Annotated in this window: 19 protein-coding genes and 1 pseudogene; 10 read left to right on the forward strand and 10 right to left on the reverse strand. The window is 66.0% G+C overall.

The genetic code is table 11. From position 1 onward, the window contains the following. Positions 1 to 28: 28 nt before the first annotated feature. From HD883_RS02735 to HD883_RS02745, 3 genes are read right to left on the reverse strand one after another with little or no spacing between them, the layout of a single operon-like run. Complete coding sequence (locus HD883_RS02735) at positions 29 to 853, reverse strand: enoyl-CoA hydratase (RefSeq protein ID WP_179587940.1); 825 nt, start codon at positions 851 to 853, stop codon at positions 29 to 31. Continuing rightward, positions 850 to 1,824 (reverse strand): Bug family tripartite tricarboxylate transporter substrate binding protein, encoded by a 975-nt coding sequence (locus tag HD883_RS02740; RefSeq protein WP_179587939.1) that lies wholly within the window; start codon positions 1,822 to 1,824, stop codon positions 850 to 852. Before HD883_RS02740 ends, HD883_RS02735 begins: the two co-directional genes overlap by 4 nt. Positions 1,825 to 1,848: 24 nt before the next feature. After that, positions 1,849 to 3,039, reverse strand: coding sequence for a CaiB/BaiF CoA transferase family protein (locus HD883_RS02745; protein WP_179587938.1), 1,191 nt, complete (start codon positions 3,037 to 3,039; stop codon positions 1,849 to 1,851). Positions 3,040 to 3,222: 183 nt separating this feature from the next. Here HD883_RS02745 and HD883_RS02750 point away from each other — a divergent pair, with 183 nt between their 5' ends. Next, positions 3,223 to 3,987 carry an SDR family oxidoreductase gene (locus tag HD883_RS02750; protein WP_179587937.1) on the forward strand — a complete coding sequence of 255 codons (765 nt, stop codon included), beginning with the start codon at positions 3,223 to 3,225 and terminating at the stop codon, positions 3,985 to 3,987. Positions 3,988 to 4,020: 33 nt separating this feature from the next. On the opposite strand, the gene HD883_RS02755 is transcribed toward HD883_RS02750, so the two are convergent. The 3 genes from HD883_RS02755 to HD883_RS02765 form a co-directional block, all read right to left on the reverse strand. Next, on the reverse strand, positions 4,021 to 4,827 hold the full coding sequence (locus HD883_RS02755) for a TetR family transcriptional regulator (protein ID WP_179587936.1): 807 nt from the start codon (positions 4,825 to 4,827) through the stop codon (positions 4,021 to 4,023). 73 nt (positions 4,828 to 4,900) lie between these two features. Next, positions 4,901 to 5,860, reverse strand: a complete 960-nt coding sequence (locus tag HD883_RS02760) for a tripartite tricarboxylate transporter substrate binding protein (RefSeq protein WP_179587935.1) — start codon at positions 5,858 to 5,860, stop codon at positions 4,901 to 4,903. 129 nt (positions 5,861 to 5,989) lie between these two features. Beyond that, positions 5,990 to 7,186, reverse strand: coding sequence for a TauD/TfdA family dioxygenase (locus tag HD883_RS02765; protein WP_179587934.1), 1,197 nt, complete (start codon positions 7,184 to 7,186; stop codon positions 5,990 to 5,992). 95 nt (positions 7,187 to 7,281) lie between these two features. Here HD883_RS02765 and HD883_RS02770 point away from each other — a divergent pair, with 95 nt between their 5' ends. The 4 genes from HD883_RS02770 (at position 7,282) to HD883_RS02785 (ending at position 11,047) form a co-directional block, all read left to right on the forward strand. Next, positions 7,282 to 8,208 (forward strand): LysR family transcriptional regulator, encoded by a 927-nt coding sequence (locus HD883_RS02770; protein WP_179587933.1) that lies wholly within the window; start codon positions 7,282 to 7,284, stop codon positions 8,206 to 8,208. 20 nt (positions 8,209 to 8,228) lie between these two features. Continuing rightward, positions 8,229 to 9,854, forward strand: coding sequence for a sensor histidine kinase (locus tag HD883_RS02775; RefSeq protein WP_179587932.1), 1,626 nt, complete (start codon positions 8,229 to 8,231; stop codon positions 9,852 to 9,854). After that, positions 9,851 to 10,453 carry a response regulator transcription factor gene (locus HD883_RS02780; protein WP_179587931.1) on the forward strand — a complete coding sequence of 201 codons (603 nt, stop codon included), beginning with the start codon at positions 9,851 to 9,853 and terminating at the stop codon, positions 10,451 to 10,453. The genes HD883_RS02775 and HD883_RS02780 overlap by 4 nt, the downstream gene beginning before the upstream one ends. Before the next feature lie 105 nt (positions 10,454 to 10,558). Then, positions 10,559 to 11,047, forward strand: coding sequence for a GlcG/HbpS family heme-binding protein (locus HD883_RS02785; RefSeq protein ID WP_179587930.1), 489 nt, complete (start codon positions 10,559 to 10,561; stop codon positions 11,045 to 11,047). A gap of 96 nt (positions 11,048 to 11,143) precedes the next feature. Here the strand turns inward: HD883_RS02785 and HD883_RS02790 are convergent, their stop codons facing one another. The 4 genes from HD883_RS02790 to HD883_RS02805 all read right to left on the reverse strand — a co-directional run bounded on the left by HD883_RS02790 (position 11,144) and on the right by HD883_RS02805 (position 13,565). After that, positions 11,144 to 11,656, reverse strand: coding sequence for a TPM domain-containing protein (locus tag HD883_RS02790; protein ID WP_179587929.1), 513 nt, complete (start codon positions 11,654 to 11,656; stop codon positions 11,144 to 11,146). Next, the gene (locus tag HD883_RS02795) at positions 11,637 to 12,542 is read right to left on the reverse strand and encodes a TPM domain-containing protein (protein WP_257021966.1); all 906 of its coding nucleotides are present in this window, start codon (positions 12,540 to 12,542) and stop codon (positions 11,637 to 11,639) included. The genes HD883_RS02790 and HD883_RS02795 overlap by 20 nt, the downstream gene beginning before the upstream one ends. Further along, positions 12,539 to 13,162 carry a LemA family protein gene (locus HD883_RS02800; RefSeq protein ID WP_179587928.1) on the reverse strand — a complete coding sequence of 208 codons (624 nt, stop codon included), beginning with the start codon at positions 13,160 to 13,162 and terminating at the stop codon, positions 12,539 to 12,541. Before HD883_RS02800 ends, HD883_RS02795 begins: the two co-directional genes overlap by 4 nt. Positions 13,163 to 13,274: 112 nt before the next feature. Then, positions 13,275 to 13,565, reverse strand: coding sequence for a hypothetical protein (locus HD883_RS02805; protein WP_179587927.1), 291 nt, complete (start codon positions 13,563 to 13,565; stop codon positions 13,275 to 13,277). Between the two features lie 202 nt (positions 13,566 to 13,767). On the opposite strand from HD883_RS02805, the pseudogene HD883_RS27990 reads away from it, so the two are divergent. The 5 genes and pseudogenes from HD883_RS27990 to HD883_RS02825 form a co-directional block, all read left to right on the forward strand. Then, positions 13,768 to 14,919 (forward strand): annotated as a pseudogene (locus HD883_RS27990) (DUF4011 domain-containing protein); the annotation flags it as partial. Between the two features lie 2,478 nt (positions 14,920 to 17,397). Then, positions 17,398 to 19,395 (forward strand): DUF3320 domain-containing protein, encoded by a 1,998-nt coding sequence (locus HD883_RS27995; RefSeq protein ID WP_373563417.1) that lies wholly within the window; start codon positions 17,398 to 17,400, stop codon positions 19,393 to 19,395. Beyond that, positions 19,392 to 19,793, forward strand: coding sequence for a hypothetical protein (locus HD883_RS02815; RefSeq protein ID WP_179587926.1), 402 nt, complete (start codon positions 19,392 to 19,394; stop codon positions 19,791 to 19,793). Before HD883_RS27995 ends, HD883_RS02815 begins: the two co-directional genes overlap by 4 nt. Before the next feature lie 142 nt (positions 19,794 to 19,935). Next, on the forward strand, positions 19,936 to 22,164 hold the full coding sequence (locus HD883_RS02820) for an NADP-dependent isocitrate dehydrogenase (protein ID WP_179587925.1): 2,229 nt from the start codon (positions 19,936 to 19,938) through the stop codon (positions 22,162 to 22,164). Positions 22,165 to 22,315: 151 nt separating this feature from the next. Then, complete coding sequence (locus tag HD883_RS02825) at positions 22,316 to 22,810, forward strand: hypothetical protein (RefSeq protein WP_179587924.1); 495 nt, start codon at positions 22,316 to 22,318, stop codon at positions 22,808 to 22,810. Positions 22,811 to 22,929: the final 119 nt, after the last annotated feature.

The raw sequence follows: 22,929 nt of genomic DNA on the forward strand, positions 1-22,929 counted from the left end.
GGCCCCGCATTGGCCGCGCAACGCGGTATCACCGCGCCTTGCGCCGCCGCTTTTCTTCCAGGAAGGCATTCATGAAGGATTGCGGCTCGCCGGTGTCGAAGGCCGCGCCAAACGCCTTGACGCTGGCGTCGATCGCACCCGCCAGGTCCAGAGCCTCCCACTGACGCAGCAGCCCTTTCTGTTGACGCAGCACGGCGGGCCCGATGCGCGCAAGATTGCCCGCCAGGTGCATGACGCGCGCATCCAGCTGCGCTTGGGGCACGGCCTCGTTGATCAGCCCCCAGTCCGCGGCGCGATGCGCATCGATCAGTTCGCCCGCCAGCAGCATCCAGGCCGCGTTGCCGGCGCCAATCAGCCGGGGCAGCAAGGCGGCATGGATCACCGACGGGATGCCGACCTTGACCTCGGGCATGCCGAACTGCGCGTCGTCCGCGGCGATACGCATGTCGCAGGCCATCGCCAACTCCATCCCGCCGCCCAATGCCCAGCCTGGAATGCGGGCAATGACCGGCACCGGAAAGTGGTGCACCGCATGGCACAGATGGCGCAGCCGGGTGATGAAGGCCTCTCCGGACGTGCGGTCCAGCGACGACATTTCCTGGATGTCCGCACCGGCGACGAAGGCGCGATCCCCGGTGCCGCGAAGGATCACCACGCGCACGTCGTTGCGGCTGTGCAGGGCCGCAAACGCGGCGGTCAGGTCGTTGATAACGGCCGACCCGAGCAGGTTGAGCGGGCCGGCTTGCGCGATGCATACCGTCGTCACGCCGGCATCGTCGATGGTGACGGTGGCGTGCGACAGATCAGGCAGGGGCACGGTGTGGCCGGTGGCGGCTGGGGGCGACGAGGTCATTGCAGTTTCTCGAACTTGATGTCATCGACAATCTTTTTCCAACCGGCGTACGACTGGCTGATCGTCTCGGCAAATGCCTTGCGTGTCGTTGGCGCGGGAACGGCGCCCTGTTTTTCGATGGCATCCACGGTCTGCGGGTCTTGCAAGGTCTGCACCACCGCGGCATTGAGGCGGTCCAGGATGGCTTCGGGCACACCGGCCGGGGCTGCCAGTCCGAACCAGGATGGCGTGTTCATGGCGGGCAGGCCCGCTTCCGCATAGGTGGGTACGTCGGGCAACACCTTCAGACGCTGCCTGGCGGCGACCGCGAGCGGACGGATCCGGTGGCTCTGGATCAAGGGGTTGGACGACGGAATGTTGTCGAACACTACCTGCAGTTGGCCTGCCACCAGATCGTTCAAGGCCGGGCCCAGGCCCTTGTATGGAACGTGCAGCATGCGGGTGCCGGTCACGCTCATGAACAGTTCGCCGTTCATGTGGCTCAGTCCGCCGTTGCCTGAGGATCCGAAAGCCAGCTTGCCGGGCTGGCTTTTGAGCAGGGCCAGGAAAGACTTCAGGTCTTGCGCGGGCAGGGCGGGATTCACGACAAGGACATTGGGCACATCGGCAAGGTTGCTGATGGGAGAAAAGTCCTTGATCGGGTCGTAGGGTGACTTGGCATATACGTTCGGGTTGACCGCGTGCGAGCTTTCCACGGCCATGACCAGGGTATACCCGTCGGCGGGCTGGCGGGCCGCGTACGCGCTGCCGATGTTGCCGCCGGCGCCTGGCTTGTTTTCAATGACGATGGGTTGGCCCAGCACGGCGCCCAGCTTGTTGCCGACCACGCGGGCAATGATGTCGGTGGTCCCGCCGACCGCGTACGGCACGATCAGCCGGATCGGCCGGTCGGGGTAGGCCTGGGCGGACGCGCCACTGGCGGCGGAACACAGGGCCAAGGTCAGGAGGCCGGAAAGTACGGAAAGTCGCATGGGTGTCTCCTCGTGCGGGGAAAATCAGGGTGTCGTTGTCGTTGTTGTTGTCTTCACATGCAGGGCATCGTGCTGCCCCAGCGTCGGCGGCGCGCTTGCCACGCTGTCTGGCGGCGATCCCGCCACCAGCGGATTCCGGACCAGACGCATCGGTCCAAGCGCAGGATGCGTCACGGTCTGCACCAGTTCGCGGTGCTGCACCTGCGGGTGGGCGAACACCTCGTCCAGGGTGTGGATCGGCCCCCAGGGCACACCGTTGGCATCGAAGGCGTCCGTCCAGTGCTGGCGCGGCTTCCGGGCCAGCACGTCGGCAATGGCGGGCCGAAGCGTGGCCATGTTCATCAGCCGTGCGCTGTTGGTCGCAAACCGGGCGTCGTCAGCCCACGCCGCCTGCTCGACCACGGAGCTGAAGCGGGCAAACTGGGCATCGTTGCCGATCGCAACGATCAGGTGCCCGTCCTGTGCGGCAAACACTTCATACGGCGCGCAGTTGGGATGGGCGTTCCCGCTGCGCTTCGGGGCGTCGCCCGACACCAGATAGTTCGCGCCCTGGTTGGCGTTCAGGGCGACCGCGACATCGAGCAGGCAGAGGTCCAGATGCACGCCTTGCCCCGTTCGATCACGTTGCCGCAGCGCGGCCAGCACGGCAGACGTCGCATACATGCCCGTCATCAGATCAACAACGGCCACGCCGGTCCGCAAGGGCCCGGCGCCGGGCATGCCATCCGGCTGCCCCGTGTAGCTCATCAAGCCGCCCATGCCCTGGAACACGTAGTCGTAGCCGGGCTTGTCCGCCATGGGGCCAGTCTGGCCGAAGCCGGTAATCGACAGGTAGACCATGCGTGGGTTGATGGCCTTCAGGCTGTCGTAGTCCAGGCCATGCTTGCGCAGGCCGCCTGCCTTGTAATTTTCGACAAAGACATCGGCGTCCCTGACCAGTTCGATGATGCGGGCCGCGCCTTGCGGCGTGGAAAAATCGAGCGTGACGGATTGCTTGCCGCGGTTGCAGGCCATGAAATAGGCCGACATGGACGCCTCGCCATTGGCCGAAGTCAGGTCGGGCGGCCCCCACCCGCGGGTGTCGTCGCCGCGCTGCGGATGCTCGATCTTCAGTACGTCGGCGCCCATGTCAGCCAGGTTCTGCGTGCACCACGGGCCGGCCAGAATCCGCGACAGATCGACGACGCGAACGCCGCGCAAAGCGTCATGCAGCATGCTGTCTCCGGTCTTGTGAGTGTTGTCGGTGTTGCTGCCGGCGATTATGTCAGCGGGTCGTGGCCGCCACGAGTCGAATGTTTCGAAGGGATCGTTCGATGGCGTTCAAGGCTCGATCTCGAAGTCTCCGTCGATATCCGCTATCGTTGACACCCGCAATCATCCGACGGACAGGAGACAGCAGTGAACCTTGGAAAAGTGGCGATCGTGACAGGGGCGGGCTCGGGCATCGGCAAGGCGGTCACGCTGGCGCTGGCCGAAGCAGGCTATCGGGTGGTGCTGGCCGGACGGCGGGAAGCCATGCTGGACGCCGTGCGCGACGAGGCCCGGCAGCGCCATGGGGCCGGGGACCGGTTATTGTGCGTGCCGACCGACGTGGCCGATGCCGCGGCGGTGGAAGACCTGTTCGCCAAAGCCGTCGCGCACTTTGGCCGCGTGGATGTGCTGTTCAACAACGCGGGCCGGGGCAATCCGCCGGGGTCGTTCCTGGACTGGACCGCCGCCGAGTGGCGCGAGGTGGTCGATGTCAATCTGAACGGCATGTTCTATTGCCTGCAGCAGGCATTCCGGGTCATGCGCGATCAGTCGCCGCAGGGTGGCCGCATCATCAACAATGGTTCGATCTCTGCCCATACGCCCCGGCCCAATTCGATCGCCTATACGGCCACCAAACATGCGGTGATGGGGCTGACCAAGACGGCGGCGCTGGACGGCCGAGCGTTCAATATCGCGGTCGGGCAGATCGATGTGGGCAATGCGATGACGGAGCTGGCCTCCCGCATGGCCAAGGGCGTGCCGCAGGCCAATGGGGCGATCGAGATCGAGCCGATGATAGACGTGGACGTGGTCGGCCAGTCGGTGCTGTACATGGCCAATCTGCCGCTGGAAGCCAACGTGCTGTTCCACACGGTGATGGCAACGAAGATGCCGTTCGTGGGCCGGGGCTGAAGTGACGCGCCCCCGCCTTGTCCGCCCCCCGACTCATCCGCTCCAATAAGCGCCCGCGTAGCCCCGATACGGATTGCCATAGGCGAGCCGCCCAGCGGAACGGTGTTCTTCCATGAAGCGTTCGATGGCGTCGGGGCTGCCGCCCTTGAACATTTCCTTGACCACGCCATCGGGCAGCAACTGCCGGTAGCGCACTGGCAGTCCGGCGTAGGCCGCGCCCTCAGGCAGGTCGCGCGGCACCCCGATCGGGTCCAGGAAGCGGGATTCGCCCCGTTCGCTGTCGTACTTCGCTCGCACTTGCACCGCGGCATCCAGGATGCCGCCTATTACCTCCGACAACCTGCGCCCGCTGACGCGTGCCTGCCAGGACGCCCGCAATTCCAGCAGGCGATCCGGCGGCGCCCCTGCGCACGCGCCTTGATAGGCGGCGGTCAGGCAATGGTCACCCGCGGCCAGAAGGCGTTGTGTTTCCGTCGGTTCGCGTTCAAGCAGGGACAGCACCTGGCCCAATGATGCGCCTTCCATGTAGCGGTCGGGTCCGATCTCGTACCCGATGTCACCGGGATTGTGGTGGTCAACCGCAACGATAGGCGTGTAGCCCCGAAGCCGGCATTCGACTGTCACGATGGGCGCCTTGGGCAGCAGGACAGCCGGCCGCAAGCCGCCCGGCCCGTTGTGCAGCACGCTGTCGGCGTCATAGGCCGTGCGCGGCGATACACGCTGGCGGCCCTGCGCGGCGACGACGCATGCATAGCCGGCGCCCTGCACCACGCGTTCGATCTCGCGCATTTCGGGATCCTGGGCGCCCAGCACAAACGTGCAGTCCGCGGGTAATGGCATGCCTTGCTCCTGATGGCGGTCCGGGGACTCACTCCCCGATGCCCATCAGCAAACGATATGCCATCCGCGACAATCAGGTCACCTTGGCGCCTGTTGCCTTGACCACGGCGCCCCACCGTTCCACTTCCGACTTCACAAACGCGCCGAACGCGTCGGGCGAACTGCTCTGCGCGATCAGGCCTTCGTCCAGCAGCCGGCGGCGAATGGGCTCTTGCGCAAGGGTTTTCTCGACCGCTGCCGAAATCTGCTGCGCCAGTTCCGGCTTGATGCCGGCAGGTCCGAGCAGACCGTACCAGGCGCTGAAGTCGTAGCCTGGCAGCACATCGGCAATCGGGGCCACGTTCGGCGCCGAGACCATACGCTGCGCGCTGCTGACCCCCAGGGGCTTGAGCGTCTTGTTGTCCATCTGCGCCTTGGCCAGGGCCGCCGTGGCGAACATCAGGTCGACCTGTCCGCCAAGCAGATCGTTCATGGCGGGCGCCGTGCCCTTGTAGGGGATGAGCGTGATGTCCACGCCGGCCCGGGTCTTGAGCACTTCGGACGCCAGGTGGCCTGACGATCCGATGCCGGGCAAGGCCATGTTCAGCGTGCCGGGTTCGGCCTTGGCCAGGGCGATCAATTCGCGGATGGTATTGGCCTTGATGCCAGGGCGCGCCAGCAAAATGGACGGCGCGTTGGCCACACAGGCGATCGGCGAGAAATCCTTGATCGGATCGAACGGCAGCTTGGGGTACAGCGTGGCGTTGATCGCGTGGCTGGTGTAGCACATGAGCAGCGTGCGGCCATCGGGCTCGGCGTTGGCGACCTGTTGCGCGGCGATGTTGCCGCCTGCGCCGGGTTTGTTGTCGACCACGAAGGTGCCGCCCAGCAGGCGGCCCAGTTCCTGTGCCATGAGTCGTGCGACGGTGTCGGTGCCGCCGCCGGGCGAGGCGCCCACCACGATGCGTGTTGCGCCGCTCTGGGCCCGCGCCATTCCCGTTGCGGCCAGCATGCCCGCTGCGCTCATGGCGCTCAGAAAGGTTCGTCTCTGCATGGCATATCTCCTTGTGTGCCGGGTCTTCCCCGAGCTTGTTATGTCAGTCCATCCGCGTGGCGGGATGTGGGTGCGCGGCCGCGACCCAATCAAGGGTGGCGACCGCGTTGCAATCATGCGCTGGAACGATCAGGCCTCGGCGTGGCTGTCTGCCTTGACGGCCTCCTTGCCCAGCAGCGTATCCATATCTTCCTTGAGCATGCGCGGTTTCCAGGTTTCGAATTGCATCCCCAGGGTGTCGGCCTGCCGTTTTTCATAGGCCAGGAATTCCTGGGTGATGGCGGTGCCCCGGACCCCGCCACGCACGGCGCCCGCCCGCGCATCGCCGTAATACTCGGCCCACGCGTCAGGCAGCGGTTGCGAGCCGGGAATGGCCAGCCACAGCCGGAACAGGTGGCGCTTGCGGTCGGGTTCGTCAAAGTCTTCGAACGGCGTGCGCGAATGCAGGGTGACGTAGTTGTTCAGCAACTGCACGTCGCCTTGCTCCAGTTCCATCGTGTAGCAGAGCGTGTCGCTGGGCATCAGTTCTTCAAGCAGGTCCAGCGCTTCCACCTGTTGGGGCGTCAGGCGTGGGACTTCCGGAAAGTCGCGCTGGGCGGCGTCGGTGTTCTTCCGGTTGGCGCGGGCCGAAAAGTATTCTGGGTGATTGCCGAAGATGGGCAGGCGATAGTAGGCCGGCTGCGACGGATCCTGCGTGCCCTGGTAGCTGTGGAAGAACGGCGATTCGAGCACCGGAATCAGATCGGGCCGCAGGCGCCTGACTTCATCCCGAAGCGCGATGGAACTGATCACCTTGCTGGTGCCGCCCGACTTGGCCGTGCGGCGGCACAGCAGGCCGACCACATCGCAGGAATCCTGGTGGAAATCCAGGCCGGCATTGGTGTTGTAGCCACGGCCCCCCTTGACCTTGTATTCGCCGCCCTCGTTGCGAACGTCGTTCATGATCTGGCTGGCGCGGTTCTGCGTGCGGCCCACACCCATGTACAGCGCCATGCCCCAGAAGGCCAGGCGCGAGTCGTCTTCGGACCAGACATCGACCGGAAAGCCCTTGACCAGGCACATACCCCAGCGGCCCTGCGTCGTCGCGATGGCTTGTTGCAGCACCGTGATGGCGGCGGCATTCAGGGGAAAGTCTTCCTGCGTCATCTCCAGCATGGACTTGCCCGTGTGCTTTGCGTGGGCGAGGGCGGCGTGCATGCCATCGATCTGGTCCCCCGTCAGGCGGATGATCCAGGATTCATCCTGCCTGACCTGGTCGGCAGTCCATGCCATCGGGCGGGTGGCGGCCGGCCGTGCCTGGGGGAAGGGGGTCGAAGTGGCTTGCATCGCGTGCTCCTGCTGTTATGCGTTTGACGCTAGTCTAGGCCAGGGCGCTTCATTAGAATAGCGAAGGTATTTGAGCTTCTTCATAAGGAAATTTGATGAAGATCGAGACGTTTGCAACGCTGGAAGCCGTGCTGCAGACCGGCACGTTCGCCGCTGCGGCCCGCGCCACCAACGTCACGCCCAGCGCCGTCAGCATGCAGATGAAGCAGCTGGAACTTTATCTGGGCAAGCCGCTGTTCGACCGATCGGGCCTGCAGGCGCGGCCCACCCAGCTGGCCCATGATGTGGCCGACACCCTGCGCGCGGCGTTGCAGGGCCTGGAGTCCTTGCGGGCCGGCAGCAGCCTGGCGGTGGAAGGGCAGGTGCGCCTGGGCATCATCGAGTCCCTGCAGGCGGCCGTGCTGCCGGGCATCATGGCCTTCTTGCGGGAACGCCACCCGCGGCTGGAACTGCGCCCCGCGCGCGGCCGCAGCAGCACGCTGACGGCGGCTGTCAAGGCCGGCGACCTGGACGCGGCGCTGGTGGCTCAGCCGCTGTCCGGCGGATCGGCCCGGCTGCGCTGGACGCCGATGTTCACCCGGGAACTGGTGGTGATCGCGCCGCCCGATGCCGATGACACCGCACTGGGCACCTTGTTCCGGCAGCACGACTGGATCCGCTATGACCGGAACACGGTCACCGGTGCGATGGCCGTGCAATACGCCAACGAACATTTTCCCGACATTCGCGGCGCCCTGGAATTCGACAGCTCGCCCGCCATCGTTGCCATGGTCAGCGCGGGACTGGGCGTGTCGCTGCTGCAGGAACCCGATCCCGCCGTGCTGCAGGTGTATCCGGTGCGTGTGATCCGACTGGGGCGAGGCGCACCGGTGTTGCAGTTTTCGATGGTGACCCGCAAGAACGATGACGACAACCGGTCGATCGACGCCGTGCGGCAAGGCATGCAGGTCAGTGTGGGATCGTTCCGCCGGCAGGCAGGGAGCCGGGGCAGGCTGCGGCGGGCGGCGGGACGCACTGCATGAATGCGGCGATAATGCCGCGCATGTCTCGACCCTTGCCCCCGTTTCGTCCGGTTCTTGTCTGGCTTGCCCTGTGGCTGGGCCTGACGGCGCTTGCCTGCGCGGCGCTGCTGGGCTTCCGGTACGCGGACGCGCGGGGGCAGTTCAATGACGACGCGAGCACGCTCGTCCGGCAGATTGCGCAGCGGGTCGATCAGCATGATGCGCATCTGACCAGCCTGGCGGCGGTCGCCCGTTTCGATGACGCCGGCTTTCCCAACTTCCTGGGCGTGTCGGCGTCGGTGCGCCAGTACTACCCTCGGATTACCGAAATCGTGCTGGTCGAACTGGCGCCCGAACCGTCGGCGTCGACTGTGCCGCGGGTGCTGGCGGTCAGCGCGCCCCAGGCCCTGCCTGATGCAGGATGGAGCCCGGCCATGACGCAGGCTTCGGCGGGGATTGCGGTGGGCAGGACGCGGCTGGCACCCGGCCGGGTGCCAGGCACCTTCCGCCTGATCAAACACATTCCCCGCGAGCCCTACACCGTGCTGGTCTTCAGCATCGATGCCGGCCAGCTGGTGGCGGCCGACGCCGGGTCCCGGCCCATCGCATGGACCCTGAACATTCCCGATGGCGCCACCACGGTGGCGACCTTGCAGGGTGCGACCGATGCCAGGCCGCTGCGACCCTCGCGCTGGCGCCTCCCCGCCATGATCCTGACATCGCAGCTCGACAGCCCAAGCCAGCCGCTGGCGGTGACCTTGCAGCGCGACGCCCGGTGGTCGGAACTGCTGCCGCTGCCCGCCGTGCTGGCCTGCGCGGTGCTGGCGGCCGTGCTGCTGGGTGCATTGCGAAGCGGCCAGCGCTTGCGGCGCGCGCGTCGGGATGCGCGGCTGCAGGACCAGGCGCTGCGGCTGGCGCACGCCATGCGTGTCGATGGGTTGGGGGAGATGGCGTCGGGAATCGCGCATGAACTGACGCAACCCATGACAGCCTTGCTGAGCCAGAACCAGGCGGCCTTGCGTCTGATCGATGGAGGTGCAACGGCCAGTGACCTGGCGCCGGTGATCCGCACCAATATCCGGCTGGTCAATCGGGCAGGGGCAATCCTGGAACGCATGCGCGCGTTCGTCAGCCGGCGCGAACTGCCGTTGGCCGACACGGACGTCAACGCCGTCGTGCAAAGCGTTGTGGACCTGACCGAGGCCGACCTGGCTTCGCGTGGCGTGGTGCTGCAGTGGGAGCCGGGGGAAGCCGTGCACGCCGTGGCCGATGCCGTGTCGTTGGAGCAAGTGCTCCACAACCTGGTGCGCAATGCCGCCGAGGCGATGGTGGCAAATGCGGCAGGCGGGTCGGATCGGTCAGGCGCGTCAGCCTCGGCAACCGTCAACGCCCAAGGACTGCAAGTCGAGCCGGCCCATTGGGTCCGGGTCGTTGCCAGCGACAACGATCGTGCCATCACGATCGTTGTGGAAGACAACGGTCCAGGCATTCCTGCCGACCAGCTCGAACAGATCTTTACGCCGTTCTACACCACCAAGGAAGGCGGCATGGGATTGGGCTTGCCCTTGTGCGAACGGCTGATGGAAGCCATGGGCGGACACATCGCGGCCGATAGCGTAGTGGGCCAAGGCACCCGCTTCACCCTCACATTGAAGGCTGCCGCATGACCCGCTCCCTGGTGTTCCTGATCGATGACGACGAAGACGTGCGCGACGCGCTGGCGCTCCTGCTCAAGACGATGGGCCTGGATGTCGAAGCCTATGCCGACGCGGCGTCGTTTCTGGCGCGTCCCAGCCCGGAACGCTTTGGCTGCGTGGTCACCGACGTCCGCATGGCGGGCATGTCCGGCCTGCATCTGTTGGAGCGCCTGCAGGCGGACGCCTCGGGCCTGCCCGTGGTGGTGATTACCGGGCACGGTGACGTCGCCGCATGCCGCCGCGCGCTGCGAGGCGGCGCGGTGGACTTCCTGACCAAACCGATCGACGAGCATGCCTTGCTCGAAGCCATCGATGCGGGCCTGGCGCGAGGGCAGGGGGACCTGGGCCGCAACCGTGAGCGGGACGACGCGGCACGCGCCCTGTCCGTGCTGAGTCAACGCGAACGCGAGATCATCGGGCTGATCGCGCAGGGGCTGGCTACCAAGGAGATTGCACGGGCGCTGGACCTGTCGCCGCGCACGGTCGAAAAACACCGGGCCGGCATCGCCACCAAACTCGGCACGACGTCGGTGGCGGACATGGTCCGCCTGGTGCTGGCAACGGCGTAGTTCTACCCAGTCGCCTGGGTAGCGCACCGGCTGTGCGCGCAAAGGGGCCGTCGGTACAGTTCTCCCATGGCCGGATGACCGGTCACGCAACCCCCGGAGACCACCATGAAAGCAACCCACCTTATCGCCGCCGTCACCCTTGCCGCCACGCCACTGTTCGCGTCCGCGCAGCTGCTGCAAGAGCGCAATGTGCCTGCCACCATCGCCACCGACATCGCGCATGCCGCCCTGAACGCCTGCGCCCAGCGCGGCTTCAATGTCAGCGCTGCCGTCGTGGATCGCGCTGGCGTGTTGCGTGTGCTGGTCCGTGCGGACAATGCCGGCCCGCACACGGTGGACGGCGCCCGCATGAAGGCCTACACGTCATCGTCGTCGCGCGCGCCAACCCTGGCCATGCAAGAGAACGCCCAGAAGAATCCGGTCGCGCAGCAACTGACGGACATCCCCGGCTTTCTGCTGCTGGGCGGCGGCGTGCCGATCCGTGTCGGCAATGAAGTGGTCGGCGCGGTCGGCGTGGCCGGCGCGCCGTCGGGCGTCATTGATGGCGAGTGCGGCGCCGCGGGGATCGAAGCGGCCAAGGCCAAGTTGATGTAAAGGCCGCACAGCGCATCCGTACACGAAGCGCCATGCAAGAAGGGGATGCCATCACCGATGGCATCCCCTTTTTTACTGCCGCGAGCGTGAGCGGACCTAGATGAACACCGGCCGGTCAGGCAACCGGTTGGGGTCGGCTGCGGCATCGGCGCCGTCCGCCACCGGCAACGCGGCCTTCAATTCGCCTTCGATCGTGTCGATGCCCGTTTCCAGCGTGCCGAGGTAATCGCCGCGCCGGAAACCTTCCTGGATCTTCCGGCAGACGCCGTCCCAGGTGGCGTCGGGCACGTCGATACCCCGGTCGGCAATCAGCTCGATGCACCGGTTGCCCAGCGCGATGTACAGCAGCATGCCGGTGCGTTCGGGCGTGTCCCACACCCGTTGGCGTCCGAACACTTCCAGCGCGCGCGTGACGCCGTCCGGCACGTGATCGGGCAGATGCGTTTCCAGCACCACCAGCAATTCGCCAGGATGATGGGTCTCGCTTTCGGCGATGGCCGCCGCCAGCCGGTCGAGCGCTGCCGCATTGAAATGCCGGGACCGGCGCCAATGGCCACTGATCAACGGCCAGCCGCATGCGCGGGCGAACTTACCAACTGCCGGATGCACCGCCGCCTCCACTGCGGCCACCGCCGCCCGAGAATCCACCACCACCACCGCCGCCGAAGCCGCCGCCCCCACCCCCAAAGCCGCCGCCAAAGCCGCCGCCGAAACCACCGCGGCCCAGGCCGCGGCGGGACATCGTGCGTGCCGCGCCGCCGGGCAGGAAGCCCTTGCCGACGACGCTGCAGATCACGCCCAGCACGCCGCCCAGCAGCACGAACAGCAGCGATCCGGTAAACATGAATCCGGCGACCGCACCGAGCAGGGCCGCGGCCCAGACGGGCAGGATGACCAGCACCAGGCCGGCGCCAAACAGAATGCCGGTCGGAATGCCGCGAACCGTTTCAGCTGCGTTGGCCTTGGCCTTTTCTACCGGTGGCAAAGCTTCACCTTTCACCAGCCCGATCAGCGCATTCACGCCAGCTTCGACACCGCCCGTAAAGTCGCCTTCCCGGAAACGCGGAGTGACCTGTTCGCGGATGATGCGGCTGGCCTGGGCGTCGGTCACGGCGCCTTCCAGCCCGTAACCGACCTCGATGCGCAGGGTGCGGTCGTTCTTGGCGATCACGAACAGCACGCCGTCATCGGTTTTCTGCCGGCCCAGCTTCCAGGCCTCGAAGACGCGTACCGCGTATTGCTCGATGGGTTCGCCGTCGGTTGTCGGCACCATCAGCACGGCGATCTGCGCGCCTTTCTCGGTTTCCAGCGCCTGGATGTCGGCTTCCAGCCGCACGATGGACGCGGCGTCCAGCGTGCCGGTCTGGTCGGTCACGCGCCGCTCGAGCTTGGGCACAGCCGTCTCGGCGGCAAGCGCCAGGCCAGGCGCGACCAAGCTACCCACCAGCAGCGTCATGCACAGGCAGAGCCCGTGCCAGAGGCGTGACGAAGTCATCGCGCAGGAGCGGGCGCAGGCCGTGCGCCGCCACCGAAGTCGACCGCGGGTGGCCGCGAAATGGCGGCTTCGTTTTCGACCGCGAAGTTGGCCTTGGGCTTGTAGCCCATGACCTTGGCGGTGATTGCGCCAGGGAACTGGCGGATCATGACGTTGTATTCCTCAACCGATGTCACGTAGCGATTGCGGGCGACCGCGATGCGGTTTTCGGTCCCTTCCAGCTGCGACTGCAGGTCGCGGAACAGGCCGTCGGCCTTCAGTTGCGGATAGTTTTCGGTCACCACCAGCAGGCGCGACAGCGCGGAACTCAGTTCGCCCTGGGCTTGCTGGAACCGCTGCACCTGAGCCGGATCATCCAGCTGATCGGCCGTGATGTTGGTCGAGCCGACCCGTGCCCGGGCTTCGGTCACGCGGGTCAGCACGGCTTCTTCGTGGCTGGCGTAACCCTTCACTGTACTGACGAGATTGGGGATCAGGTCGGCGCGGCGCTGATACTGGTTAAGCACTTCGGACCAGGCGGCTTTGACCTTTTCGTCGGAAGCCTGCATGGCGTTGTAGCCGCAACCTGTCAGGGTCGCGGCAAACAAGGAAAGCATGAGAAGGGAGAACAGTCGCTTCATGGTGGCGGCTCGATGGGGGCGGGGCGTTCCATTACAGCAGGTTTCCCCTTGAGCAACCATGTAAGGGTCCGTCGATGGCGTTACGCGCGTTACGCAATGTCAGCGCGCAAGCCTAGCCGCGATTGGGGTTGCGGGTGGGTTGCTCGAACAGGGGCCGGAAGCGGGGCAGGGTGCCGATCACATCGGCGGTGTAGATCTCCACGCCGGGGTTGTCGGGATCGAACAGCACGATGCCGTCCGCGGTCGTCAGTGCCCAAGGGTGATCGGTGTGGCGCAGCAGCGGCCATTTGTCGGACACCGGCTGCAGGCCGTGCATCACGCCCTGGAACCAGTCTGTGCCGATCTTGACCACCAGGCGGCGTCCAAGAAAATCGGGCCATGAGTCGTACCGTTGCAGAGCCATGCTGGGTTCGCCTGGGCGGATGACCGACGGATGATGCCCGAATCTGGGTCGCGCGATCATCCGTAAGTGTCCTTAAGACCTCCCGGGTGTAGTTCGTCCGCGGACGGTATCCGCAGGATGGCTCGCGATACACTGGGCGCCGTTCCCGATGCTGGCAGAATCCACGTTTGCCCCGGGGCGAAGTCTCCATCGAAGGTCATCCATGTCCGCCACTCCTCCCTCCTTGTTCCAGAGCAGCCTGACGCCCGAGCTCAAGCTCGAGCGCGCGCGCCTGGAACTGCTGGACCTGTCCGCCCGCAACCGCCTGCTGAACGTGCCGAAGTTTTCCAAGACGGCCAAGACCGTGGACGTGGTGGGGGAAAAGACGGCCGAGGTGTTCCGCCTGCTGGTACGCGAATCCAAGTCCTTCGGATTTGTGGCGGGTCGGCCCGACCGGCCGGAACGGGGCGAAGCGCAGGAAGGCGAAGGCACGGATGAGGAAGGCCAGTGGTCCGCCGACTAAGACGTGACGCCGGAAGACGCTGAGCTGGACGCTCGCGGGGTGATGCGCCGCCATGCGGACACGCGCCTGCAGACGCGCATGACGCCCAAGGGCCTGCAAAAGCGCCTGCTGGACCTGTACCACGATGCGCGCACATTGGAAGAAGAGCAGGGCGTCAACATCCTGTTCCTGGCGCTCGGCACCCTCAAGTGGATCGACCCCAAGAACAAGGACAACGCGCGCCATGCGCCCCTGCTGCTGGTGCCTGTCACGCTGGACCGGGCCAAGGCGGGCGAGCGTTTCACGCTGCGGGCCCGGCAGGAAGAAATCACGTCGAACCTGTCTCTGGAAGCCTGGCTGGACCGCGAACATGGGCTGGCCATGCCGCCCTTCGATGCCACCGACGACTTCGATCCGGTCGTTTATCTGGCGGCCGTGAGCCAGGCCATCTCGACCAAGGCCGGCTGGCAGGTCGAGCCTGATGACATCGTGCTGGGCTTTTTTTCGTTCGCCAAATTCCTGATGTACCGCGACCTGGATCCGGCCAACTGGCCTGATCAGGGCATCTTGAACCAGCCCGTCGTGCGGTCGCTGCTGGGCGAGGGTTTCGAGAGCGATGGCGAGTCCGTGTCGGATGACGTCGCCATCGACGATCTGATCGCGCCGGCCGACATGCTGCATATTGTCGATGCCGACAGCTCGCAGACGCTGGCGATCCACGACGTGCGCAAGGGCCGCAACCTGGTGATCCAGGGGCCGCCCGGCACAGGCAAGTCGCAGACCATCGCCAACGTGATTGCAGCTGCCGTGGCCGATGGCAAGACCGTGTTGTTCGTGGCCGAAAAAATGGCCGCGCTCGAAGTCGTGAAGCGCCGGCTCGACAGTGCAGGGGTGGGCGATGCCTGCCTGGAACTGCACAGCAACAAGGCCAACAAGCGCGCCTTGCTGCAGGAACTGCGGCGCACGTGGGAACTGGGCGCGCCGCGCGCCGACTTTCCGAGCAATGTGGTGACGCGCCTGCAGGCCGCGCGCGACGGCTTGAACGGCCACGTGACGCGGATGCATACGCCGCTGGAACCGTCGGTGCTGTCGCCGTTCGATGTGGTCGGGCAGATGGTGCGCTTGCGCCGCGAGGGCCAGCGCCCCGTGGACCTGCAACTGGAAGGCGCGACGGCCTGGACGCCCGACGATGTGCGGGACCGCGCGCGGCTGGTCCATGAACTGAGCCAGCGCATCGATGACATTGGCCGCCCGGCCGCGCACCCGTGGTACGGCATCGGCCTGGACATGGTCTTGCCGACTTTTGTCGAACGGCTGACGCCGCGGCTGCAGGACCTGTCCGACCGCATGGGCCAATTGCAGGCCAAGGTCCACGCATTGGAAACCGCGCTGGCGCTGGACCCGGCGGTCGCGTCCTTCGACGACGTGCAGCGGTTGACCGACAAGGCCGAGTTGCTTGCAACCGTGCCTGCCTTCCTGTCCGCCGAGGCCTTGTCATCGCCTGTCTGGGACGAGCGGGCGGCCGACATCCGGGCCCTGCTGGACCAGGGCCTGGCCTATGCCGGACAGGAAGCCGCGCTGCGCCCGATGCTTCAGGCTGACGCGATCACCCGCAACGACCTGCACCCCTTGCAGGCAGCGTTGGCGAGCTTGCCGGCCGGGTTTCCTCTGCCTGCCATTGCCGCTGCGCGCGACCTGCTGGCCGCGTTGCCGCGCCTGACCCTCGAGGCGCAGCGGCTGGCCGCCGAGCTGGGCAGCACCGCGCATACCGATACGTTTGCCGCCATTGCGCGCCTGGCCACGACCGCCGAACGGGTCGCCAATGCGCCGGATGCCAGTCCCGAAGCGTTTGCCGCGACGGTCTGGAGCCACGGTGTCGAGCAGGCCAACGACCTGGCGCAGGCCGTTGCCACGCTGGAGCAGAGCCGCGCGGCCATCGGCGAACAATTGCTGGAGTCCGCCTGGACCGCCGACGTGGCCGCTGCCCGCCAGGCGCTTGCAACCCACACCGGCATGTTCAAGATGCTCAACGGTGACTGGCGCAAGGCGCGTGCGCTGGCCCGGTCCCTGGTTCGCGACCCGCAATTGCCGGTGGAAGACATCGTTGCCTTGTTCGACATTCTGCTGCGCGGGCAAGCCGCGGCAGCACGCATCCGCGCCGATCACAGCTTTGGCTTGTCGGCGTTCGGCGGCGATTGGCGCGGTGAACGCTCCACGAGCGCGCCGCTGCTGGCGCTGGTCGAATGGATGCGTACCTTGCAGGGCCTCGGCGACGAACCGCGCTTGCTCGCGGGCCGGCTGGCCGAACGATCGGCCGTGGGCGCGCGGGCCGCGCAGTTGCGCCAGCTGATCGACCAGGCGCGGCCTGCCATGCAGCAGTTGGGCCAGGCCTATGCCGCCAATGTGGCCGACGCTTTCGACGGCGCCGCCACGCTGGACCATGCCAGCCTGGCGGTGGTCGGCCAGCGCGCGGCGGCCTTGGTCCAGATCGATGACCTGACAAGGCAGTGGTTCGTGGATCCTCCGCTGGACTTGAGCGCCCGCGTCACGCAGGTCAGTCAATTGGCCACCCTGCACGCGGCGCATGCCGCCGTGGCCGCGCAGTCGGAACTGGGTGCGGCCGCCTTCAGCGGCGCCTGGCTCGCGCAGGCGTCCGATTGGCCGCAATTGGTCAGCGGCTACGACTGGATCACGGCGCATGGCGATCTGCGCCACGTCGCGGCGGCGCAGCCTGATCGCAAGGGATTGGTCCGTGATGCGAAAGCGGAAAGCGCGATTGCTGCCGCGCTGGCTGACGCGATCGACGCCATCCTGGCCGAACTGAAAGCCGAGCCCGCAGTGGTGTTGCATGCGGCGCAAACCCGCCAGGCTGCGCTGGACAGCGTCTCGGCCAAGCTGACGAGCTGGCTCCCGAACACCGAGCAGCTGTCCAAATGGGTGGCCTATCGCGAACGGGCGGACACGGCCCGCAAGGCTGGTCTGGCGTCCTTGGCGGACCGTCTGGCCGATGGCGGCCTGGCGCCAGACGACGCCGGCACGACCTTTGACATGGCCTATCACGAAGCCATTCTGGGCGAGATGATCGCGCAGGCCCCGGAACTGGGCCGCTTCGATGGCGCGCTGCACAGCCGCCATGTGCAGGAGTTCGCCAACCTGGATCGCGAACGCATCGCCGGCGCCCGCATTCAGGTGGCCAGCGCGCATTACCGCCGCATTCCGCCGCGCGATGGCGGCATCGGCGCCGTGGGCGTTTTGCGGGCCGAGATGGCCAAACGCCGCGCGCACTTGCCGATTCGCCAACTGGTGTTGAAGGCCGGTCCGGCGATCCAGGCGATCAAGCCCGTCATGATGATGAGCCCCTTGTCGGTGGCGCAATTCCTGTCACCGGGCAGCCTGACCTTCGATCTGCTGGTCATGGATGAGGCCAGCCAGATCCAGCCCGTGGACGCGATGGGCGCAATTGCTCGCTGCAAGCAGGTGGTCGTCGTGGGCGACGAACGCCAGTTGCCGCCCACCAAGTTCTTTTCCAAGATTACCGAGTCGCAGGCGGATGACGAAGACGACGACACGCAGGTGTCCGACATCGAAAGCATCCTGGGCCTGTTCACCGCGCGGGGGCTGCCGCAGCGCATGCTGCGCTGGCATTACCGCAGCCGGCATCAATCATTGATTGCGATCTCGAACACGCAGTTCTACGAAAACAAGCTGTACATCGTCCCGAGCCCGTACACGCAGGAAGCCGGGATGGGCTTGCGCTTCCATCATGTGCCCGACGGCGTGTTCGATTCGGGCGGCACGGGCGCCAATCTCATCGAAGCAAAGGGGGTCGCCGCGGCCATCCTGGCGCATGCGCAGCAGTCGCCCGAGCTGTCCTTGGGCGTGGCGACGTTTTCGGTGTCGCAGCGCAAGGCGATTACGGATGAGCTGGAAGCCTTGCGGCGCGCGCATCCGGCGACCGAAGGCTTTTTCGGCGCGCACCCAAGCGAACCGTTCTTTGTGAAGAACCTGGAAAACGTCCAGGGCGACGAACGCGACGTGATCATGATCTCGGTCGGCTACGCGCGGAACACGCAGGGCAACCTGACCATGCGCTTCGGCCCGTTGGGCGCGGAAGGCGGCGAACGCCGGCTGAACGTGCTGATCAGCCGGGCCAAGCGTCGGTGCGAAGTCTTTGCGTCGATCACTGATGAAGACATCGACCTGGAACGCGCCAAGGGCAAGGGGGTCTTTGCCTTCAAGCTGTTCTTGCACTACGCGCGCACGGGCAGGCTCGATCTGGGGCAGAACACCGCCCGCGATGCGCAGCACGTGTTCGAAGCGCAGGTGGCGACCGCCTTGCAGGCCAAGGGCTATCAGGTGTACCCGCGCGTCGGTATCGCCGGCATTTTCATCGACCTGGCCGTGGCCGATCCGGCGTATCCCGGCCGCTATCTGCTGGGCATCGAATGCGACGGGACGGCCTACCGGTCGGCGCGGTCGGCACGGGATCGCGACCGCTTGCGGCAATCGGTGCTCGAAGACCATGGCTGGCGGGTGCATCGTGTCTGGAGCGTGGACTGGTTCCAGCGACCGCAGGAACAGCTGGACCAGGTGGTTGCCGCGATCGAGGCTGCCAAGGCGGAACTGGCGGACGAGGCGGCACGCCGCGCGTCGACCGGGACCGCAGGCCAGGAAGGCCACGCGCCCGCGCAGCCTGCCACGGCGCGCCGTGCCGTTCCCGTCGACATCGTGACGGTGGACCGGGGGGACATGACCGCCATCGGACTGGTCGATTCGCTTGACGCAACGTCGCCCGACGCGTTCTACGTTGAAGCCACCCTGGATCGCCCCGGCGCCTATGAATTGCATGACACCCCGGCGCGGGTGATGGCCGATCTGGTCCGACAGGTGGTTGCGGTCGAATCGCCGGTACACATTGATGAGGTCATCGTACGGATCCGCGGGGCATGGGGCCTGCAACGGGCCGGGGCGCGCATCGAAGCGGCCGTGGGGCAGGGCGTGCAGCAGGCCCTGGCCGACGGCGCAATCGAACGCAACGGCGATTTCCTGCTGCAGCCCGGCAAGACGCCGGTGCTGCGCGATCGGCGCAACGCGCTGTCGGCCGGACTGCGCAAGCCCGAAATGATCGCGCCGGCCGAGATCGCGGCGGGCATCGTCCAGGTCGTGGGCGACCACCTGGGCGCCGCGGATGAAGAGATCGTGTTGGCCGTGGCGCGGCTGCTGGGCTTCAAGTCGACCAGCGCGCCGCTGCGCAAGCTGCTGGCCGCCGGCATCGATGACCTGCTGGCGGACGGCACGCTTGCGCGCCGCAACGCGCTGATCGTGTTGCGGGATCAGGCGGCCGCATGAGTCCCAGCTTTCCGATCCGGACCGAATGTCCGCCCGGCGCCTGCGAGTGCGACCGGGAACGCCTGCTGGCCGATCCCGAAGCCGACCTGCGCGTGCTGATGCTGACCAAGGAAGAGGAAAAGAAGCTGGTGGCGCGGCTGGAAAACCTGGCCGACCTGGCCGAGTTGCGGCGTTTCGAAGAACGGATCCGGGCCCAGCTGGGCATCGTCATTCGGGTCGAGCCTGGCGCGCGCGAGGTGCGGACGGCCCGCGGCATCGCCATTGAAGTCGAAGCGCGCCCCGGCCTTTGCCGCAAGACGCGGCAGACGATTCCCGCCGCGATCCGCCGGTCCCTGGAAAAAAATCCCGAGATCGTCTATGCGCTGCTGAACGCCCGCGACCTGCTGGGCGACGCCTGATTTGGCGGGCGACCCAAGCGGGTGCTTCTGTTGGAAGCCCCATATCGTCTAATATCGAAGGCGGTGCGTTTTCGTGCGGCGCTTGAAGCGCGCGAAGCCAGACAAGTTTTGCTATCCCTGAAATGCAGCGAGGTTAGAGACAGTGGCTACTACATCCAAAATCATTTATACGCTTACCGACGAGGCTCCCGCACTGGCGACCTATTCGCTGTTGCCGATCGTCAAGGCGTTCACCCGCTCGTCGGGCATCGACGTGGAAACGCGCGACATCTCGCTCGCCGGCCGCATCATCTCCGCCTTCCCGGATTTCCTGGACGACTCGCAAAAGATCGGCGCGGCGCTGGCCGAACTCGGTGAACTGGCCACGAAGCCCGAAGCCAACATCATCAAGCTGCCCAACATCAGCGCCTCGATTCCGCAGCTCAAGGCCGCGATCAAGGAACTGCAGGACCAGGGCTACAAGCTCCCGAACTACCCCGACGAAGCCAAGACCGACGCCGACAAGGACGTCAAGTCCCGCTACGACAAGATCAAGGGCAGCGCGGTCAACCCCGTGCTGCGTGAAGGCAACTCCGACCGCCGCGCGCCGCTGTCGGTCAAGAACTACGCCCGCAAGCACCCGCACAAGATGGGTGCCTGGAGCGCCGATTCGAAGGCCCACGTCGCGCACATGGACCAGGGCGATTTCTACGGTAGCGAAAAGTCGGCCCTGATCGCCGATGCCGGCGCCGTCAAGATCGAACTGACCGCCGCCGACGGCACCAAGACCGTGCTGAAGGAAAAGACCGCCGTCAAGGCAGGCGAGATCATCGACGCGTCCGTCATGAGCAAGCAGGCCCTGACCAGCTTCATCGAAGCCCAGATCGCCGACGCCAAGGCCAAGAACGTGCTGTTCTCGGTCCACCTGAAGGCCACCATGATGAAGGTCTCCGACCCGATCATCTTCGGTACGGTCGTCTCGGTGTTCTACAAGGACGTGCTGACCAAGTACGCCGACGCGCTCAAGCAGGCCGGTTTCGACCCCAACAACGGGATCGGTGACCTGTACGCCAAGCTCAAGTCGCTGCCAGCCGATACGCAAGCCGCGATCGAAGCCGACATGAAGGCGCTGTACGAAAGCCGTCCGCAACTGGCCATGGTCAACTCCGACAAGGGCATCACCAGCCTGCATGTGCCCAGCGACGTGATCGTCGACGCGTCCATGCCTGCCATGATCCGCGAGTCGGGCAAGATGTGGGACGCCGAAGGCAAGCTGCAGGACGCCAAGGCCGTGATCCCCGATCGCTGCTATGCCGGCGTCTACCAGACCACCATCGACGACTGCAAAAAGAACGGTCCGTTCGATCCGGTCACGATGGGTTCGGTGCCGAACGTGGGCCTGATGGCTCAGGCCGCCGAAGAATACGGTTCGCACGACAAGACCTTCCAGATCCCGACCGCCGGCACCGTCACCGTGACCGACACGTCGGGCAAGGTCCTGCTGGAACAGAAAGTACAGGAAGGCGACCTCTGGCGCATGTGCCAGACCAAGGACGCGCCGGTCCAAGACTGGGTCAAGCTGGCTGTCAACCGCGCCCGCGCGACCGGCGTTCCTGCCATCTTCTGGCTGGACAAGAACCGCGCCCACGACGCGCAGATCATTGCCAAGGTCAACCATTACCTGAAGGACCACGACACCAACGGTCTGGACATCCAGATCATGTCGCCGGTCGAAGCCACGCAGTTCTCGATCGACCGTATCCGTCAGGGCAAGGACACGATCTCGGTCACCGGCAACGTGCTGCGCGACTACCTGACCGACCTGTTCCCGATCCTGGAAGTCGGTACCAGCGCCAAGATGCTGTCCATCGTTCCGCTGATGGCCGGCGGCGGCCTGTTCGAAACCGGCGCGGGCGGCTCGGCCCCCAAGCACGTTCAGCAGTTCGTTGAAGAAGGCTTCCTGCGTTGGGATTCGCTGGGTGAATTCCTGGCCCTGGCCGCGTCGCTGGAACATCTGGGCAACACGTACGGCAACCCCAAGGCCAACGTGCTGGCCAAGACGCTGGACCAGGCAACCGGCAAGTTCCTGGACGAAGACAAGTCGCCTTCGCGCAAGGTTGGCGGTCTGGACAACCGTGGCAGCCACTTCTACCTGGGCTTGTACTGGGCGCAGGCACTGGCCGCACAGACGGAAGACAAGGAACTGCAGCAGCAATTCACGAGCGTCGCCAGGGAGCTGGAAGGCAACGAAGCGAAGATCCTGGAAGAGCTGACGGCTGCCCAGGGCAAGCCGGTGCAGATCGGCGGTTACTACCGTCCGGACACCGCGCTGACCGAAAAGGCCATGCGCCCCAGCACCACCTTGAACGCCACGATCGACGCCGTCAAATAAGACGCATCGGTCTGTGATCAGGTAAGACAAGGCCGCCGCAAGGCGGCTTTGTCGTTTCTGATGCCAAAAAAAGCCCTGTCAACAAGCTGCAACCGGATTGCGTTAAGCTGAAAATGCAATATAGTTGCACCTTCGGTTTTGCAGGTCCTTCATGCCGTTTTTCCGCCAGTTCATCGCCTATGTGATGATCGCCGTGTTCTTCAACACCGCGATCGGCGTGCCCCTGCACGCGGCGGAACACTTGAAGAGCGGAAACGGGGCGGGGCAGGGGTTGGCACGAGCAGGCAGCCTTGACGGCGGCAGCGGCTCCGGCGGCAGCGGCTTAAACGGCAGCGGCAGCGGCGGCGGCTTGAACGGCAGCAGCCCGAACCGTCCGTCCAACCTTGGCGGGCTGTTCGACCAGGCGCAGGAATCGTCACTGGCGTCTGGCCGCAGCGCCCCCGACACCCGGCCGGATCCGCATACCGCCGCCGAATCCTGCGCGGTCTGCGCAGCGCATCACCTGCACGCCACGGCCTATGTCATCTGGCCGGCCGCGCCGCCTGCCGCCCCGGCATCGCTGTGCGACCTTCCTTCCTACGTTTCCCCGGAAATAGCCGCGGCAGGGCACCGGCCCTTTGCTGCCCGCGATCCTCCGCGCGCCTGATCTTCCTGCGTGCTGGCCCTGGCCACGCACCGCGTCTTCCCGCCTGCACGACTCACCCGCTCTCGTCATGACGTCATGACGTCATGACGCCATGACGGCGCTGATGCGTCGTGCGGACC

Source organism: Pigmentiphaga litoralis, assembly GCF_013408655.1.
In the GTDB taxonomy this organism is placed as follows: domain Bacteria; phylum Pseudomonadota; class Gammaproteobacteria; order Burkholderiales; family Burkholderiaceae_B; genus Pigmentiphaga; species Pigmentiphaga litoralis_A.

What these genes read in the sequence shown, in the direction of transcription:
- HD883_RS02735 (WP_179587940.1), bottom strand. Translation starts at nt 853, where the DNA reads ATGACCTCGTCGCCCCCAGCCGCCACCGGCCACACCGTGCCCCTGCCT.
- HD883_RS02740 (WP_179587939.1), bottom strand. Translation starts at nt 1,824, where the DNA reads ATGCGACTTTCCGTACTTTCCGGCCTCCTGACCTTGGCCCTGTGTTCC.
- HD883_RS02745 (WP_179587938.1), bottom strand. Translation starts at nt 3,039, where the DNA reads ATGCTGCATGACGCTTTGCGCGGCGTTCGCGTCGTCGATCTGTCGCGG.
- HD883_RS02755 (WP_179587936.1), bottom strand. Translation starts at nt 4,827, where the DNA reads ATGCCATTACCCGCGGACTGCACGTTTGTGCTGGGCGCCCAGGATCCC.
- HD883_RS02760 (WP_179587935.1), bottom strand. Translation starts at nt 5,860, where the DNA reads ATGCAGAGACGAACCTTTCTGAGCGCCATGAGCGCAGCGGGCATGCTG.
- HD883_RS02765 (WP_179587934.1), bottom strand. Translation starts at nt 7,186, where the DNA reads ATGCAAGCCACTTCGACCCCCTTCCCCCAGGCACGGCCGGCCGCCACC.
- HD883_RS02770 (WP_179587933.1), top strand. Translation starts at nt 7,282, where the DNA reads ATGAAGATCGAGACGTTTGCAACGCTGGAAGCCGTGCTGCAGACCGGC.
- HD883_RS02775 (WP_179587932.1), top strand. Translation starts at nt 8,229, where the DNA reads ATGTCTCGACCCTTGCCCCCGTTTCGTCCGGTTCTTGTCTGGCTTGCC.
- HD883_RS02780 (WP_179587931.1), top strand. Translation starts at nt 9,851, where the DNA reads ATGACCCGCTCCCTGGTGTTCCTGATCGATGACGACGAAGACGTGCGC.
- HD883_RS02785 (WP_179587930.1), top strand. Translation starts at nt 10,559, where the DNA reads ATGAAAGCAACCCACCTTATCGCCGCCGTCACCCTTGCCGCCACGCCA.
- HD883_RS02795 (WP_257021966.1), bottom strand. Translation starts at nt 12,542, where the DNA reads ATGACTTCGTCACGCCTCTGGCACGGGCTCTGCCTGTGCATGACGCTG.
- HD883_RS02800 (WP_179587928.1), bottom strand. Translation starts at nt 13,162, where the DNA reads ATGAAGCGACTGTTCTCCCTTCTCATGCTTTCCTTGTTTGCCGCGACC.
- HD883_RS02805 (WP_179587927.1), bottom strand. Translation starts at nt 13,565, where the DNA reads ATGGCTCTGCAACGGTACGACTCATGGCCCGATTTTCTTGGACGCCGC.
- HD883_RS27995 (WP_373563417.1), top strand. Translation starts at nt 17,398, where the DNA reads ATGAGCCCCTTGTCGGTGGCGCAATTCCTGTCACCGGGCAGCCTGACC.
- HD883_RS02815 (WP_179587926.1), top strand. Translation starts at nt 19,392, where the DNA reads ATGAGTCCCAGCTTTCCGATCCGGACCGAATGTCCGCCCGGCGCCTGC.
- HD883_RS02825 (WP_179587924.1), top strand. Translation starts at nt 22,316, where the DNA reads ATGCCGTTTTTCCGCCAGTTCATCGCCTATGTGATGATCGCCGTGTTC.